Source organism: Rathayibacter tritici, assembly GCF_002932875.1.
Classification (GTDB): domain Bacteria; phylum Actinomycetota; class Actinomycetes; order Actinomycetales; family Microbacteriaceae; genus Rathayibacter; species Rathayibacter tritici.
The window spans coordinates 58,588-72,699 of record NZ_PSWS01000002.1 but is presented as its reverse complement, the minus strand read 5'-3'; the positions used below and the strand labels follow the sequence as shown (position 1 = coordinate 72,699).

Genomic DNA, 14,112 nt, shown 5'->3' with positions numbered 1-14,112 from the left:
CCATCCGCGGAAGCATCGAGGGGAGAACCGCCAGGCCCGCGACGATCACGACGAGCGCGAGCAGCGCGGCGGCGCGGCGTCGCCGGTAGACCCGGGAAGGCAGGCGGCGGGGCGGCGTGTAGGCGGAGGCGCGACGGAGGTTCCCGAGTGCCGTCCGCCTGGATGTGCGTCGAGGGTCGTCCTGGGCGGTCGGTTCGCCGGCGGTCACGGCGTGGACCGAGAGGCGCGGGTGAGCAGGGTCGGCGCCCGTCCGCCCGCCGGTCAGCGGGCAGGAACCCGCTCCTGCTGGATGCGTTCGGGCACGGGGACGAGCGCGTGGGTGATCGCGCTCGAGAGGGTGAAGGCACTGGAGTCGAGGTGCGAGGAGTGCCCGAGGCGGGTCGCCTCCGAGGCGCGTTGCTTCGCCCCGGAGGCGGGTCGGATGTCGCCCGAGAGGCTGATCTCGCCGAACGCTGCGATCCCGGGCCGCAACGGTGTGTAGGCGTGGGCGGAGGCGATGGCGACCGCGATCGCCAGGTCCGCCGCCGGCTCCATCAGCTTCACGCCGCCGACGGTCGATACGTAGACGTCGCAGCGCCGCAGGGGGATGCCTGCCTGGCGTTCGAGGACCGCGAGGATCATTGCGACCCTGGACGCGTCGACCCCGTTCGTGACGCGGCGGGGGTGCTCACCGTCGTTCGCGATCACGAGCGCCTGGATCTCGACGGGGAGCGCTCGGCGCCCTTCCATCGCGACCGTGACGCAGATGCCCGGGGTAGGGAAGCGGGTGCGGCTGAGGAACAGGCCGCTCGGGTCCGGGATCTCGGCGATGCCCTCGGCCGTCATCTCGAAGCAGCCGACCTCGTCCGTCGGGCCGAAGCGGTTCTTCAGTGAGCGGACGAAGCGCAGCGCCGTCTGCCGGTCGCCCTCGAAGTGGCAGACCACGTCGACCAGGTGCTCGAGCAGGCGCGGCCCCGCGATCGAGCCGTCCTTCGTGACGTGTCCGACGAGCACGAGGGGGAGCGCACGCTCCTTGCAGACGCGGATGAGCGTCGCGGCCACCTCCCGCACCTGGCTCGGGCCTCCGGGCAGGCCGTCGACGGTGTCGCTCGCGACGGTCTGCACGGAGTCGACGATGAGCAGGTCCGGCTGGACCTCGTCGATCTGGCCGAGGACGGTGGCGAGATCGGTCTCAGCCGCGAGGAAGAGGCTGTCGTGCATGGCATTGGTGCGCTCGGCCCGCATGCGGACCTGAGCGGCCGACTCCTCCGCGCTGACGTAGAGGACGCGCTGGCCCTCGGCCGCGGCTCGACTCGCAACCTCGAGGAGCAGGGTCGACTTACCGACGCCGGGCTCTCCCGAGAGCAGCACGACCGCGCCCGAGACGATCCCGCCGCCGAGCACGCGGTCGAGTTCGCCCACCCCCGTGGGGCGGTGTGCCGCCGAGGTCGTCTCGATCTCGGTGATGGGCCGGGCGACGCGCCCCGCTGGCGGAGCCACTGCGGCGACAGCGCGGATCAGGCCCGTGCGCTCGGTGCTCTCGATCACGGAACCCCACTGCTGGCACTCGCCGCAGCGGCCCACCCACTTTGCGGTCGTCCAGCCGCACTCCGAGCAGCGGTACGCGGCGGTGCGCGTTTTCGAGGAGGCCATGAGGTCCTTTCGGGCGGAGGGCGGGGACGAGCAGGACGTTACGGGGGACCCCCGACACTGCCGCTCGTTCGAACGTGTCTTCGACAGTAGTCCCGACCACCGACGTCGGATGTCTGGCGCGCCAGGTCTGTGGAGAGGTGGTGTTCGAGCCAGATTGTGGAGGAGCGGTGCCGCCATCATGTCGGGCAGCCGAGGATCGCGTCACGGAGATCGCGCCGCCCCGAGCGCCGCCCCGCCCGGTGTCGGAGGTCTGCGCGAGACTGACGACATGCCCTCGACAGTCCACGTCCTCAAGTTCGGCCGCCCTCTGGGCGTGCGGTGGTCTGGTCCCGAGGGCGGTGAACGGGTCGTCGTCCTGGCGCATCCAGCGCCCGGCTCGTCGGATTTCGATCCCGATCCCGAGGCGACGGCGCGCCAGGGCGTGCGCCTGCTCTCGTTCGACCGCCCGGGCTACGGCGCCTCCTCGCTCCTCACCGACCTCGACCCCGCCGGAGCGGGCGCCGGCGCAAGCCCGGAGCAGGCCGCCGCCGACATCGCCGAGTACCTCGCGAGCGTCGGCATCGCCTCCATCGCCGCTGCGGGCTGGTCGGCGGGCGGGCGTGTCGCCCTCGCGCTCGCTGCGAACTATCCCGGCCTCGTGGAGCGGGTCGCTGTCATCGGGACGCCCGCTCCCGACGACGCCGTGCCGTGGGTCGGCGAGGAGAATCGTGTCGAACTAGCGCGCCTCGCCGCCCTTCCGCTCGATGAGGCCGTCCGTTCGCTCACCCGTACCCTCGAGGCCGCATTCGGGTCGGCCCCCGGTGTCGACACGCTGGTGGGGATGCTCGCCTCCGGCAACGCCGACGCCGCTGTGCTCGAGACCCCCGGCGTCCGCGAGCGCCTCGGGCGCATGCTCGAGCGCGCCGTCGCCCAGGGCGCCCTCGGCATCGCCGCCGACCTCGTCGGCTACGGCGTGCAGGACTGGGGCTTCGCCGTCGAGGCGGCCGCCTCACCCGCCCTCCTCCTCTACGGCGCCGAGGATGCGGTCGCCGGCCGACTCCACGCCGAGTGGTACGCCGCGCGCCTGCCCGACTCCCGCCTCGAGGTTGTCCCCGGCCGCGGCCACCTGCTCGCGATCCCGGAGTGGGACCGCGTGCTCGGCTTCCTGCTCCCCACCTGACCGCGGTCGCTCCGATCGATTGGCGCGATTTCGGGCCGTCGCGTACACTCGACCCCGGTACCGTGTCCGAGCGGCCGAAGGAGCATGTCTCGAAAACATGTGTGGGCTTGCGTCCACCGTGGGTTCAAATCCCACCGGTACCGCCACTGTGAGGCCCGCTACTTCCCCGGATTCACGCGGAAGTAGGGGGCCTCAGGCGTCAGCAGGGGGGTCAGACGGCACCACTGTCTCGTGTGCCGCCGACGCGGTCGGATGCGGTTGACGAGTTTCGCTTCCTCGAGAAGGCCTTCTCAGGAGTTGTCGACCGTCGGCCACTGTGTCGTCAAGAATGCTATGACGGCACGGCAGCGGACGCTGTATCGAGAGCCGCGCTTGATGATTCCGCGTCGCGCTCGCGCTGCGGACGCCGACCAAGGATGCGATCGACAGGCGAGGTCTCCTCCTGCTCCGCCGCGGTCCAGCCGTCGAGCACCTCGCTCCTGGTGTTCACGTCACCCTGCTGGTCGACCAGGCCTTCCCCGAGGTGCTCGAGGTCGAGCCGGTTCTGGCCGTCGGGGGTTCCCGAGGATCTGCGGGCTGAGGTGCCCCGCTCGCTTCGCGCGGTGCTTGCCGGCGTCGAGGCGTCCGCGGGCAGGTGAGACAGCGTGTCGCGCTGAGTCGGGCGCTCGCTACCGTGGACCCATGCGCTTGACCTCGAGCTTCACCGTGCCGACCAGGCCGCCGGTGCTGCAGCTGGTCAAGACGGCGGCGGCCACGGCGGTCACCTGGCTTCTCGCGGCCGTCGTCTTCCCCGGGACCCTCCCGGTCTTCGGTGCGATCGCGGCCCTGCTGGTCGTCGCGCCGAGCATCAACCAGTCGTTCTCGAAGGCACTCGAGCGCTCGGTCGGCGTCATCATCGGGGTGATCGTCGGATCGGTGATCGGCACCGTGTTCGGCGGTGAGAGCATCATCGTGCTGCTCGCGATCGTGGCCGCGATCGCCGTGGGGTGGGTCGTGCGGTTGACTCCCGCCTCCGCGGTGCAGATCCCGATCAGCGCGATGCTCGTGCTCTCGGTCGGCGCGGTCACGCCGAACTATGCGCTCGACCGCATTCTCGAGACGCTTCTCGGCGCGGCGGTCGGACTCGTCATCAACGTCCTCATCGTCCCCCCGGTCGTGCTCGCGCCGGCCGAGCGGGCACTCGGCGACCTCACGGCTCAGCTCGCGGCCGCGCTCGACGACCTCGCCGACGCTCTCCAAAAACCTGTTCCACGCCGTCGGCTCGACGAGCTGCTGATCAACGCGCGACTCCTGCAGACCATGCAGAGCAAGGCTGAGGAGGCGATCGCGACCGGCGAGGAGTCGCTGCGGCTCAATCCGCGCCGCTCCGCTCACCGCGACCGGCTCCTCGCTCTCCACTCGGTCGTGCCGCGCCTCGGACGCATCGTGACCCGGGTGCGCGGAATGACACGGACGGTGCATGACCTGTACGACGACGAGCTGGTCACCGAGCCGACGATCGCCGACATCGCTGTGCAGCTGCATCGGGCTGCCCACGACTTGCGACTGCTGGTGCAGTCCTCGGTCGCGGTGCCGGAACCGGAGGCGATCACTGACGAGCTGCCTGCCCTCACGGCCCCCCTTGTGATCACGACTCCGCACCCGCAGCACTGGATCCTGCTCGGGGCGCTCGCGGAGGACCTGCGCCGCATCCGTGAGGAGATCGTGGGCGCGGAGTCGTGACGGTTGGGCTTCAGCCGCCACGGCCGTCCTCCTGTGCGGGTCCGCCCGGTGTCGGTCCGCGTCGTGTGGGTCCGCCGCCCTCGACCAGCCCGCCGTCGCCTGGATCGGGAGCGACCTGGTGCAGGGCTGCGGGGTCGCTCGCCTCGGCGTGGAGCGTCTTGCCCTCGGCGATGAGAGAGTCGTCGTCGACGAGGATGCCGGCGAGTTCGGTGATGCGGCCCCGGATCGCGCCGAGTGGGTCCTCGGTCGGTGCGTCCTCCTCGGCGCGGTCGATCTCCGCGTCGGGATAGCGGCGCAAGGCCGCCTCCTCACGGTCGGGCTGCGGTGCGCGCGCATGCTCGACGCAGAGCCGCGCGACCTCCTCCGCATGCGCGTGCATCACGGAGTGGGAGGCGTCGGGGATCTCCCACGCCCGCGCGTGCGGAATCGCGTGGGCAATCTCCTCCGCCCACTCGCGCGGCACGAGCCGGTCGAACTCGCCGCGGATAACGAGGGCGGACGCACGGATGCGGGGAACGGTGTCCTCGATCCGGTACTGCATCATCTCGGGCAGCACTCTCGAGAACCAGCGCGGTCCGCAGAGGAGGTAGGCGCCGGCCGCGAGGATCGCGACTTTCAGCGGCTCGCGGACGCTCGACTGAGCGAAGCGGAGGGCAGCGATCGGAATGCGGCGCTCGTGCCGGTTCATCACGGGGCCGAGGAGGACGATGGTGGTCAGCTCGGGCCGCCGGGCGGCGAGCTCGGCCACGACCTGGGTACCCATCGAGTGGCCGAGGACGACGGGATCATCCAGACCGAGCTCGTCGATGACGGCGCCGACCAGCTCGGCGTAGTCGCCAATGCCCATGCGCCGCGCGTCGACCGGGTGCGGCACGCCACCGAAGCCCGGCAGATCGAGGGCGTGAACGGGACCGAACTCGTTGAGGGCGGGCGCGAGCCGCTCGAAGTAGGTGGCCGCGACTCCGATGCCCGGCACGAGCACGAACGTCCGCTCGCCGTCGCGCCCGACCGTGCTCACCCTGGCCCAGACATCGCGGTGATGGACGCGCTGGACCGAGACGTCGGTGCTGCGGGTGCGACGGTGCGGATCCCGTCCGCGCGAGCGCGTGGTCGCGAAGACGTCGCGGACGCCGCGTCGGAGCGTCGTTGCCAGCGTGGGAAGGAGGTCGCTCGGACGGAGCACGAGGGCCTCCTTTGTTCGGGGTGCTGGACGGTGTGAGCCTAGGCGGTCGCCGCGGGGCTCAGATCAGCATGTCGTCCGATCTGTGGAGGATCAGCCGTGCCGGGCCGCTGTGGAGGACGCCGTTGGTAAGGGGCGACGTCCGGACGCCGCCGCGCCTGCGCATCGCCCGGAACGCCCCGGGCGCGAGCACGATGTCCATCCAGGCGCAGGGGTTCGCCGGTCGCCCGCCCTGGAACTCGATTCGCTCCTCGCCCTGTTCGATCGCGAAGGTGCGGCCGGCGAGCGCATCGACGTCGGCGCCGCGGACGATGATATTGCGTCGAGTGTCGGCGGGGTCGAAGGGCCCCGTGGCGAGCTCGGCGGCGATGTGCTCGAGGGTTTCAACGGCGAAGAACGTGACGGCGGCGGTGCGGTGCGCGCGTTGCGCGAAGAAGCGGTCCCCGACAATGCCCAGGCCGGCGCGGATCTCGATCCGCTCGGGCTGCTCGTTCCCCTCAGAGGGGATCGGGCCTTCGGCGGGGCGGCCTTCGTAACGGTGCAGCGGAGAGACGACGAAGCTCACGAGCTCGATCGCGGCGGCCTCCATGAGGTAACGGTACGCCGTGCGGAGGCTGTGTCCGCCAGGCGCCGTCGTGCTCGCCGAGACGCCTCGGCGGGGCTGGCGTCTGGGCGCCGGGCCGGTGTCTCGGGAGGAGCCGCCCAGCGGGCCACCACCGATTCGCAAAGGGGGATCGGGGCATGTATAGTCGTACCTCGTTGCGTGCGCCCCCGTGCCACGCAATGGACTGCGCCCGTAGCTCAACGGATAGAGCATCTGACTACGGATCAGAAGGTTGGGGGTTCGAATCCCTTCGGGCGCACGTTTTGAAAAGCGGTCCACTTCGGTGGGCCGCTTTTGTTTGGCCTGGTGAGCGGTCATTTCTACTTCTCCTGGTCGGTGTTGAATCGGCGGTCGCGACTGAGTTGACAGGTCATCTCGCGTGAGCTGACAGCTACCGTGACAGCAACGAGAGCGGTGGAGGACTAGTCGTCGACTGCTGCGCTGCCGAGCTGCTGGGCCTTCAGCGCCTGGTGCGCAAGCTCGTAGATCTCCTCGTCGATGAGCCCGTCGAGAGAGGCGTCCGTGACTTCGTCGAACGAGCCGGGTACGAAGTCGGCGAGGTCCTCGTGGAGCGGGAGAGGCGACTGTGATTCCTGCACATAGCGCCACTGCTGCAGCTCCCGGATGAGGTCCTCGCGCGACAAATAGCCGAGCGCGTACAACTTCGCGAGACGGTAGGGACCGCGGTCCTCCGGCGTCGAACTCATGAGTCCCTCCGCGTGAGCGCACTGTCGATCGCCGTTGCAGCGTTCGTGAGTGCGGACGGCATCACATGGGCGTAGATGTCAGAGGTGATCGCCATCGCGGAGTGCCCGAGGATCTCCATGACGACGCGCATTGGCACGCCCTCGGCCAGCAACAGCGACGCGCAGGTGTGGCGGAGGTCGTGGAACCGGATGCGACGGACGCCGGCCTTCGCGATCGCGGCGTCAAAGCTCCGACGGAGATTCGTCGGTTCGATGATCGTGCCGATGGAAGTCGTGAAGACCAGCCCGAGTTCCGTCCACCTTTCACCCATGAGCTGCTGGTCGACGAGCTGCGCTCGACGGCGGGCCGTGAGTGCATCGACAGCGAGTTGGGGGAGCGGGATCGTTCGCCGTGAGCGGTTCGTCTTCGGCGTGCCGATGACCATTCCTTGGCCAGCCCCGAGGCGTTGGACCGTCTGGCGGACGCGTAGTTCGCGTGCATCGAGATCCACATCGGACCATCGCAACCCGAGTAACTCGCCCTTGCGCATGCCGAGAGCAAGGGCGGCCAAGTAGAGCGAGTGATGTGGATCGGATCGGTTCGTCTCCAGGAAGAGTGCCGCTTCCTGGGGTGTCCAAGGCGAGACATCGGTCCGCTCGACACGTGGCGTGCGGACGAGCGTTGCGACGTTCCGTGCGACCAGTTGTTCCCGCATCGCTTCGGACAGCATCGTTCGCAAGACTGCGTGGGCGAGCTGAACCGTGCGAGACGAGACCCCCGAGGCTGCAACCTTGGTGTGGAGTTCGCGGACGTGGGCCGGCGTCAGGTTGTCGAGTCGATGGCGACCAACAGCAGGCACTACGTGCTTGCGCATCATCCAGGTGTAGTTCGCGACGGTCGACGGCTTCAGCGAACCGTGCGCCGTGTTCGCGAGCCAGTGAGCGGCGTAGGACTCCACAGTCCACGAGCTGATCGACGCCGGGATTCCCCGGTCGGTCTTGGACTTCAGGTCTGCGAGCTGACTCGATACCTCTGCTCGAGTAGTGCCGTAGACCTGTCGACGTCGACGACCGCCATCCGGTTGCAAGACGTACGTTGCACCGGTCCAGCGACCATCCTTCCGCTGATAGACGGAACCCTCTCCATTGGCGCGCTTGCTCACTGGTGCACCGGAGCTTCCATCAGTCGATTCACGTAGTCGCGAAGATCCTCGACGCGGACACGACGCGAACGCCCGATGCGGACACTCGGCAGTTTCTTGAGTCGCAGCAGGTCGTAGACGGTGGACCGTCCGACACCCAGTGCGTCGCCGACTTCTTCGGGAGTGAGCATGAGCTTCTCCATTTCGATCACCTTCTCTTGTTCTGGTTGGTCTTCTTCTCCTCGCGTCGAGCGTCTTGCCACTCGCGAGCGTGAGCGGCCGCCTCGGCTGCCAATGCGGCGTCTCCGGTGGTAAGCCAGCCCATCCCCGTGAAGCTCCACTGGCCTATGACGAGCGTTGTCTCGTGCTCGAGGTCGTCCTCGAAGGTGCCGGCCTCGACACCGAAGGAGTTGGATTTCTTGGCGGCAATGCGTCTCTGCCAGAGTTTGCGAGCATCGCGGAGTTTGCCGAGGGTCGTCGAGTAGCGGCGAGACTTGGTAGCGAAGTGCCCGCGGAACCCGAGCATGCCGACCCATTTACCGAGTAACTCGTAGGTGTCCTCGTCAGATCCGAGACGGGATGCCCGAGCGAGATCCTCGATGGTCTGTTTGAGCTGAGCCACGTGCGGTCGAGGTCCATTCATCGCCGCAGATGGGTCGACATCCTCAGTCGCTTTCGTCGCGTACTTCGCGATGTAGGCGGCGACGGCGCGATCGGTCAGTTCGGTATCGTCGCCCGTCTCGCCCCGGACAACTGCGCGTGCGTCTGCCTGGCCTCCGAAGCGGAGGACTCGCGCAACATCGCCGGGCGCAATGGGAGGTGCGACGACGGAGACCGACGCTGCGCTCTCGATGGCCAAGCGCGCAAGCACCGTGGACGGGATCGGGACAGCTGGAGCCGGGTACGGATCTCCAGGCTGCGCATCACCATCGAGGCGGATCAACGCGTGGAAGTGGATAAGCCCGCGCTTCTGGAACTCGGCGACCTTCGCGAATTGGACACGCACAAGTTTCCGAGTCGCTGTCTCGCTGAGTCCGAGACTGCGTGCGATCTTGCGACGGAGCGCAATCGTGAACCGCCGCCAGAGCTCGGGAGCGTGCCACTGCCACACGATGTGACCGACGTAGTCGTAGCATTCCCGGCACAGCGGTTCGCCCGCGAGAGGAGACTCTCCGTCGTGGATGCTCATGCACCAGAGCGGCCGGCCGTGAGCGCACAGTTCCTTTTTCGAGCGCGGACGGCATCGCGCGGAGCCAGAGTGGGCGGACTTCTTCGCCGAGTGAACCGCGCCAAACGATGGCGCGGTCAACGTGAGGAACACCAGAGGATGACCGCCGACCGATTCCGGAACGTCCTTCGTTCCGCCAGCGGCTCCGGCGACGACGAGATGCCACATGTCGCCCTTGTACTCGTGACTGCATGACGGGCAGCGAACGGCCCGGCGGTTGCCGCAGCGGACGTAGGTGACACCATCCGGCTGCTGTGCGGATTCGTACGACGAGACGATCTCGCCGGAGACCGCATCGACCACGTGTGAGGAGCCGACGAGTCGAACAGGATTGGCACAGTAGCCGGTGGCGGCGGCACCCTTCATCCAGGTCTCGAAGTCGGGGCGCCGCACGCGGTCGGTGACGGAATCAGCGAGCGTCTGCATCAGTAGGCGGTGCTCGTCGGGACGGAGCAGACGTACGCGCCGACGATCGCAGTGAGGTCGCCGTCGATGATGCACGCGCGTCGGTCGCTCGGCACTGATGCCTGCGCGTTGTTCCACGAGGTGACCAGCTCTGCACTGCACGAGTCATCTGCGACGACTACTGACTCAGGCAGGCCGGCATAGGTTCGCGGATCGTCCGCGACGGGAGAGCGACTGTCGTCGAACTGCAGATTGCAGTAGTCCGAGCGGGCCGTCTCCACCCCCAGCTGATAGGCCGTCTGCGCCATTCGATTCGAACTGACGCCAACGGCGTACCCGGTCGTGGCAGTGCCCGCGAGAGCGACGGCTCCGAGGGCTAGTCCGATGAGCCAGCGGACGCGAGTCTTGGTGTTCATTCTGCTTCTCCTGTCTTGCGGCTGCGACGCGGCCGGCGAGGTCGCGATGTCGCGGATTCTGGATCGACGGTCGAGGGAACCGGCGCGAGAACGACCTCGTGCCGTGGAGCCGGGTAGCGCGCCGCGGTGTACCGAATGACCTCGTCGGAGGCATAGCCGGCACGAACCCGGATGGGATCTCCGCCCTTGTCCGGCGCGACAAACGCGACTCCGGGCAGCGTGGACGGGATCTGGTGGCACAGAGCGCCCTTCTCGCGCATTCCCTCACCGAGCACCATCGCGGTCTCCATCGCGTCGCGAAGGCGAAGACCGATCGTCTGTGTGAAGAGTCCTCGCACTGGCAGCGTCTCCTTCCGCGGGTCTTGCAGGCACGCAAAGACAGTGAGGCCAGGAGCGCGACCCTGCGAGCACAGCAGTGCGAGTGCATTGTTCGCACGGCGCAGGAGGTCACGAGCGGTTTGATACGCGGTCAGCGCCGCGAGCTCGTCGATGACGATCAGGATGTGCGGGCTCTCGACGGTCGCGGTGTGTTCGCGAACGTTGCCGGCCAGCTCCGCAGCTCGGGCCTGCATGCGAACGACGGCGCGCTCGAGGAGGATGACTGCCGCCTCCGGTTCGGTCGCGTACTGCGTGAGTAGCCCCCGACCCATCGTCAGCTCCATGCCGCCTTTGAGGTCGACGCCGTAGACCTCGATCCGCCCCTCGCGGATGGCGGGAGCGAGCCCGATGAGCAGACTCCAGATCATCGAGGCCTTACCTGAGCCTGATGAACCGGCGACGAGCGTGTGCGGTCCAACACGGAGCGTCCAGGCCGAACCCGAGGATTCCATCCCCATCGGCACTGCTTGGAGGTCGACATGGTCGCCGGGGTCCGGAACCATGACCGGCTGAGCGAGCGGATCCGCGAACTGAACTGTCACGCTCGCTCCGCCCGGTGCTGCATCAACGGTGACGGCCACAGATCCAAGCGACTCCGCAATGGCCGACGCCGCGAGCGCGAGCCGGTCTCGCTCCATCCCCATAGGGATCAGAACTCTGAGCATCTGAGAGTGACCGGTCCACGATGCCGACCGGATCGTAGGAACTTCCGGCGCGGACTGCGCGACTCGGACGGCAAGTCCAAGCCGGAGCATCAGCTCGGGCCAGACGGCAAGGATGTAGGCGGACTGACGTCGCCGCCAGACATGGAACTGGTGGCGAGCGAGGTTCGGGCCGTCTCGGTACCGCCAAACGAGGGCGCTGAGGATGAGAACGAGTAGTGTCGCGCCCAGAACGAGTTGGGCGGGTCGCCACTGTCCGAAGAGGACGACCGTCGCGACAAAGAGAGCCGTGGCCACCTTGTTTCGCTTGACGACCGACCTCAGCGCAGCGCCATAGTTCCGTAGTTCGGCGACGATCATGAGTCGCCGGCCTTCCGCGCAGCAACCGGGCGAATACCGCTTGCACGCAGCGAGTATGCGACGCGGGGCCGGCCATTCCCTTCCTTGACGTAGGGCACGACCACGAGGTCATCGAAGATGACCGGGCGGAAGGGGAGCCCGGGTAGCTCCGCAGGCAGAGCGGGCGGTGTAGCGGCCACAACCTTGACAGTGACCTCACCCTGACCCTTGGGAGCCTCGGGGTCGGTGTCAAACACCCGGACCGTCCACAGTGGCTTCCCGGTGTCCCTGTCGTGCTGCTGGCCGGCCGGCTTACCGTCAACGAACTCGATGAGCGGTTCCGCGTCACCGACCGCGTAAGCCGGCCCTCCGAAGTAGCTCTCGCTGTTGACCGGCAGACCTGATTTCTTCACTGGCATGGTGTTCCTCCTGGATCGGGTGCGCCGCTGCGCACGACCTGTGTTCCAGGAAGATGTTCCTCAGGACCCCTTGATTGAATCCTTGATTGGCTGACGACAGCCGGAGAAAACTGCTCGGAGGAAGCCAAATGTGTGAGCTACGGCCGTCCAGCCGCTTCGTCGACCGACGAGGTCCGTCGGACGGCGTTGAAGCCGCACCTGGGAACCAGTGCTGAAACGACGCCGCCTGATCTGGGCTGGGCATGGGGGACCACTTTCGATACGCTGGCACCAGATCTGAGGGGATATCTAAATTGACGCAAGCCAACGTTGCCAACACCGAACTGACTGTTCTCGGACAGAGTTTGCAGAATCTGTACACTCAGTACGCCCAGGGAGTGTTCGTTGTGAACCGCCGTTACCAGCGAAAGCTGGTATGGGACGTCGAGGAAAAGCAGTCCCTCATCGATTCCGTGCGCAACAGTCTGCCGATCCCCTTGGTCCTGCTCGCGGAAAGCGTCGCGTCCAATCAGCCAAGGCTCGAGATCATCGATGGCTTGCAGAGGCTTAACGCGATATTCTCGTTCATCGAGAATGAGTTTCCGTATGACGGCGGCTATTTTGACCTCGAGACGCTAGCCGACACGAAGTTGCGACGCGATGAAGGGTCGCTGCTGCAGCGCGAGCCTGTTCTGGATCGAAAAACATGCGTCGCGATTGTGAACTATCAGCTGCCGGTATCTACTTACCGGTCCGCGACAGAAGAATCGGTCGACGAAGTCTTCAGGCGAATTAATTCGTCCGGTAGGAAGCTCAGTCTCCAGGAGATCCGCCAGGCAGGGGTTACGTCGGAAGTTGCCGGATTGGTGCGTCGTATAAGTGCCAGCATTCGTGGTGACGCGTCTCTGTCCGAGACCTTGCCGTTGTCCGAGATGCCAAAAATCAGTATCACTAACAAGGATCTTCCATACGGTATCCCCAGCGACGAGGTCTTCTGGGTAAAGAATGGCATCCTTGACCGGGAGGCGGTCCGGGAGTCGAGAGATGAGGAACTTGTCCTCGACATGTTGCTAGATGTCATTCTCGACCCCATCGCGGTGAGCGGAAGTGCTTACCGTAATTCCGCTTATGGCCGCGACGATAACGCCACAGCATCGGAGAGTACGGTTGCTAATCGGATCAACTCTCTCGGCGTCGAGAACATAGAGCACAATTACCTGTCGGCCTTGGATATCATTAAGCAGACGATCGACGACTCCGGCAAGCCTTGGGCTACTTGGGTGATTACGCAGCGCAACCCTCGTGGTATTCCCCGCTACTTTCACGCAATCTTCGTTGCAGTTCATGAGCTGCTCGTGGAAGGAAACGAGCTTGAGGACCTCCCGGGCCTCACCAAGAAGCTGGAGCACTTCTGGGACAGGGACCTGACCATCCCGGCCGGTGGAGGAAACTGGGGCTCCAATCGAAAGCGTCCTCTGTTTGATTCGATTAAAGCCATCCTGAAACCCTTCTTCAAGGCGAGTGATGATCCTGTCGCAGTGCGATCCAAGCAAACGGCGACGGAGTTTGAGATACAGATGCAAATGGCGTTAACCGAGCATTCGCTTTTCGAGTTGAAGCAGGGATTCACTCGGTTGGACGAGACCAAGGTCTTCGATGATGATGCGTTCGAGTCGGTCCTCCGCACTGCATCAGCCATGGCAAACCACGCGATTGGGGCGGAAGGTTTTATCTTCTTCGGAGTAGCCGACCGGCCAGAGCATGCCAAACGGATCGCGGAACTGTACTCTGTCGTGCCGCTCGAGGTTGGGAAATTCTTGGTCACGGGCACCGAACACGAACTGACGGCTCTCGGACGAAATAGAGACAAGCAAATGCAGTGGCTCGCGCAACGGATTCGTGAATCAAAGCTTGATCCCGCCTTCGCGTCGCAGCTTGCCGGGACGCTCTCCGTTTTTGACTACAAGGGTTACACCGTCTGGTCGCTTCGCCCGAAGGCAGGTGCTGCGCCGGTGTCTTGGAACGGAGGCTTCAATGTGCGAGAGGGCAATTCGACACACGAGGTCCAGGGCCTTGCCGTCACAGAACTCATGCGTCGATTCCTCAGCACGACTACGGTGTGAGAACTTTCTTTACTCGTTCAAGGCCGGGCTCCGCCCGG

General features: G+C 66.3%; 15 protein-coding genes and 2 tRNA genes. 5 read left to right on the top strand and 12 right to left on the bottom strand.

Annotated features, from left to right (window positions below):
• Together C5D07_RS15885 and radA are read right to left on the bottom strand one after the other, a co-directional pair.
• The coding region (locus C5D07_RS15885) for a hypothetical protein (protein ID WP_211286302.1) at positions 1 to 208 on the bottom strand (208 nt) is incomplete at its 3' end.
• 53 nt (positions 209 to 261) lie between these two features.
• A complete protein-coding gene (radA, locus tag C5D07_RS00970; protein WP_104258415.1) occupies positions 262 to 1,632 on the bottom strand; it encodes a DNA repair protein RadA in 1,371 nt (456 codons plus the stop codon).
• Between the two features lie 268 nt (positions 1,633 to 1,900).
• Between radA and C5D07_RS00965 the strand changes: the two genes are divergently transcribed.
• Both C5D07_RS00965 and C5D07_RS00960 read left to right on the top strand, forming a co-directional pair.
• Entirely contained in the window at positions 1,901 to 2,791 is an 891-nt protein-coding gene (locus tag C5D07_RS00965) for an alpha/beta fold hydrolase (protein WP_170063475.1), read from the top strand.
• Positions 2,792 to 2,847: 56 nt separating this feature from the next.
• Positions 2,848 to 2,937: transfer RNA gene (locus C5D07_RS00960), tRNA-Ser, on the top strand.
• 185 nt (positions 2,938 to 3,122) lie between these two features.
• On the opposite strand, the gene C5D07_RS15580 is transcribed toward C5D07_RS00960, so the two are convergent.
• On the bottom strand, positions 3,123 to 3,281 hold the full coding sequence (locus C5D07_RS15580) for a hypothetical protein (protein ID WP_157593820.1): 159 nt from the start codon (positions 3,279 to 3,281) through the stop codon (positions 3,123 to 3,125).
• 191 nt (positions 3,282 to 3,472) lie between these two features.
• Between C5D07_RS15580 and C5D07_RS00955 the strand changes: the two genes are divergently transcribed.
• On the top strand, positions 3,473 to 4,513 hold the full coding sequence (locus C5D07_RS00955; protein ID WP_068255579.1) for an FUSC family protein: 1,041 nt from the start codon (positions 3,473 to 3,475) through the stop codon (positions 4,511 to 4,513).
• Positions 4,514 to 4,523: 10 nt separating this feature from the next.
• Here C5D07_RS00955 and C5D07_RS00950 read toward each other — a convergent pair whose 3' ends face one another.
• Together C5D07_RS00950 and C5D07_RS00945 are read right to left on the bottom strand one after the other, a co-directional pair.
• Positions 4,524 to 5,696 carry an alpha/beta fold hydrolase gene (locus C5D07_RS00950; RefSeq protein ID WP_104258413.1) on the bottom strand — a complete coding sequence of 391 codons (1,173 nt, stop codon included), beginning with the start codon at positions 5,694 to 5,696 and terminating at the stop codon, positions 4,524 to 4,526.
• A 58-nt stretch (positions 5,697 to 5,754) separates the two neighbouring features.
• Positions 5,755 to 6,282 (bottom strand): MOSC domain-containing protein, encoded by a 528-nt coding sequence (locus C5D07_RS00945; protein ID WP_104258412.1) that lies wholly within the window; start codon positions 6,280 to 6,282, stop codon positions 5,755 to 5,757.
• 201 nt (positions 6,283 to 6,483) lie between these two features.
• Between C5D07_RS00945 and C5D07_RS00940 the strand changes: the two genes are divergently transcribed.
• A tRNA-Arg gene (locus C5D07_RS00940) sits at positions 6,484 to 6,556 on the top strand.
• 163 nt (positions 6,557 to 6,719) lie between these two features.
• On the opposite strand, the gene C5D07_RS00935 is transcribed toward C5D07_RS00940, so the two are convergent.
• The 7 genes from C5D07_RS00935 to C5D07_RS00905 all read right to left on the bottom strand — a co-directional run bounded on the left by C5D07_RS00935 (position 6,720) and on the right by C5D07_RS00905 (position 11,972).
• Entirely contained in the window at positions 6,720 to 7,004 is a 285-nt protein-coding gene (locus C5D07_RS00935) for a hypothetical protein (protein ID WP_104258411.1), read from the bottom strand.
• Entirely contained in the window at positions 7,001 to 8,146 is a 1,146-nt protein-coding gene (locus C5D07_RS00930) for a tyrosine-type recombinase/integrase (RefSeq protein ID WP_104258410.1), read from the bottom strand. Before C5D07_RS00930 ends, C5D07_RS00935 begins: the two co-directional genes overlap by 4 nt.
• Positions 8,143 to 8,328: a helix-turn-helix domain-containing protein gene (locus C5D07_RS00925; RefSeq protein WP_104258421.1), complete on the bottom strand. Its 186-nt coding sequence runs from the start codon at positions 8,326 to 8,328 to the stop codon at positions 8,143 to 8,145. The genes C5D07_RS00930 and C5D07_RS00925 overlap by 4 nt, the downstream gene beginning before the upstream one ends.
• Positions 8,329 to 8,333: 5 nt before the next feature.
• Positions 8,334 to 9,746: a replication initiator gene (locus C5D07_RS00920; RefSeq protein WP_146079776.1), complete on the bottom strand. Its 1,413-nt coding sequence runs from the start codon at positions 9,744 to 9,746 to the stop codon at positions 8,334 to 8,336.
• Positions 9,747 to 9,778: 32 nt separating this feature from the next.
• A complete protein-coding gene (locus tag C5D07_RS00915; protein ID WP_104258408.1) occupies positions 9,779 to 10,174 on the bottom strand; it encodes a hypothetical protein in 396 nt (131 codons plus the stop codon).
• Positions 10,171 to 11,094 carry an FtsK/SpoIIIE domain-containing protein gene (locus C5D07_RS00910; RefSeq protein WP_170063474.1) on the bottom strand — a complete coding sequence of 308 codons (924 nt, stop codon included), beginning with the start codon at positions 11,092 to 11,094 and terminating at the stop codon, positions 10,171 to 10,173. The genes C5D07_RS00915 and C5D07_RS00910 overlap by 4 nt, the downstream gene beginning before the upstream one ends.
• A gap of 476 nt (positions 11,095 to 11,570) precedes the next feature.
• Positions 11,571 to 11,972, bottom strand: a complete 402-nt coding sequence (locus tag C5D07_RS00905) for a plasmid replication, integration and excision activator (protein WP_104258406.1) — start codon at positions 11,970 to 11,972, stop codon at positions 11,571 to 11,573.
• 293 nt (positions 11,973 to 12,265) lie between these two features.
• On the opposite strand from C5D07_RS00905, the gene C5D07_RS00900 reads away from it, so the two are divergent.
• Positions 12,266 to 14,074 carry a DUF262 domain-containing protein gene (locus C5D07_RS00900; RefSeq protein ID WP_170063473.1) on the top strand — a complete coding sequence of 603 codons (1,809 nt, stop codon included), beginning with the start codon at positions 12,266 to 12,268 and terminating at the stop codon, positions 14,072 to 14,074.
• The last annotated feature ends 38 nt before the right edge of the window (positions 14,075 to 14,112 follow it).

Excerpts from the sequence above, each read along its gene's own strand:
- C5D07_RS00945 (WP_104258412.1), bottom strand. The coding sequence starts at position 6,282 with ATGGAGGCCGCCGCGATCGAGCTCGTGAGCTTCGTCGTCTCTCCGCTG.
- radA (WP_104258415.1), bottom strand. The coding sequence starts at position 1,632 with ATGGCCTCCTCGAAAACGCGCACCGCCGCGTACCGCTGCTCGGAGTGC.
- C5D07_RS00935 (WP_104258411.1), bottom strand. The coding sequence starts at position 7,004 with ATGAGTTCGACGCCGGAGGACCGCGGTCCCTACCGTCTCGCGAAGTTG.
- C5D07_RS00905 (WP_104258406.1), bottom strand. The coding sequence starts at position 11,972 with ATGCCAGTGAAGAAATCAGGTCTGCCGGTCAACAGCGAGAGCTACTTC.
- C5D07_RS00925 (WP_104258421.1), bottom strand. The coding sequence starts at position 8,328 with ATGGAGAAGCTCATGCTCACTCCCGAAGAAGTCGGCGACGCACTGGGT.
- C5D07_RS00915 (WP_104258408.1), bottom strand. The coding sequence starts at position 10,174 with ATGAACACCAAGACTCGCGTCCGCTGGCTCATCGGACTAGCCCTCGGA.
- C5D07_RS00965 (WP_170063475.1), top strand. The coding sequence starts at position 1,901 with ATGCCCTCGACAGTCCACGTCCTCAAGTTCGGCCGCCCTCTGGGCGTG.
- C5D07_RS00955 (WP_068255579.1), top strand. The coding sequence starts at position 3,473 with ATGCGCTTGACCTCGAGCTTCACCGTGCCGACCAGGCCGCCGGTGCTG.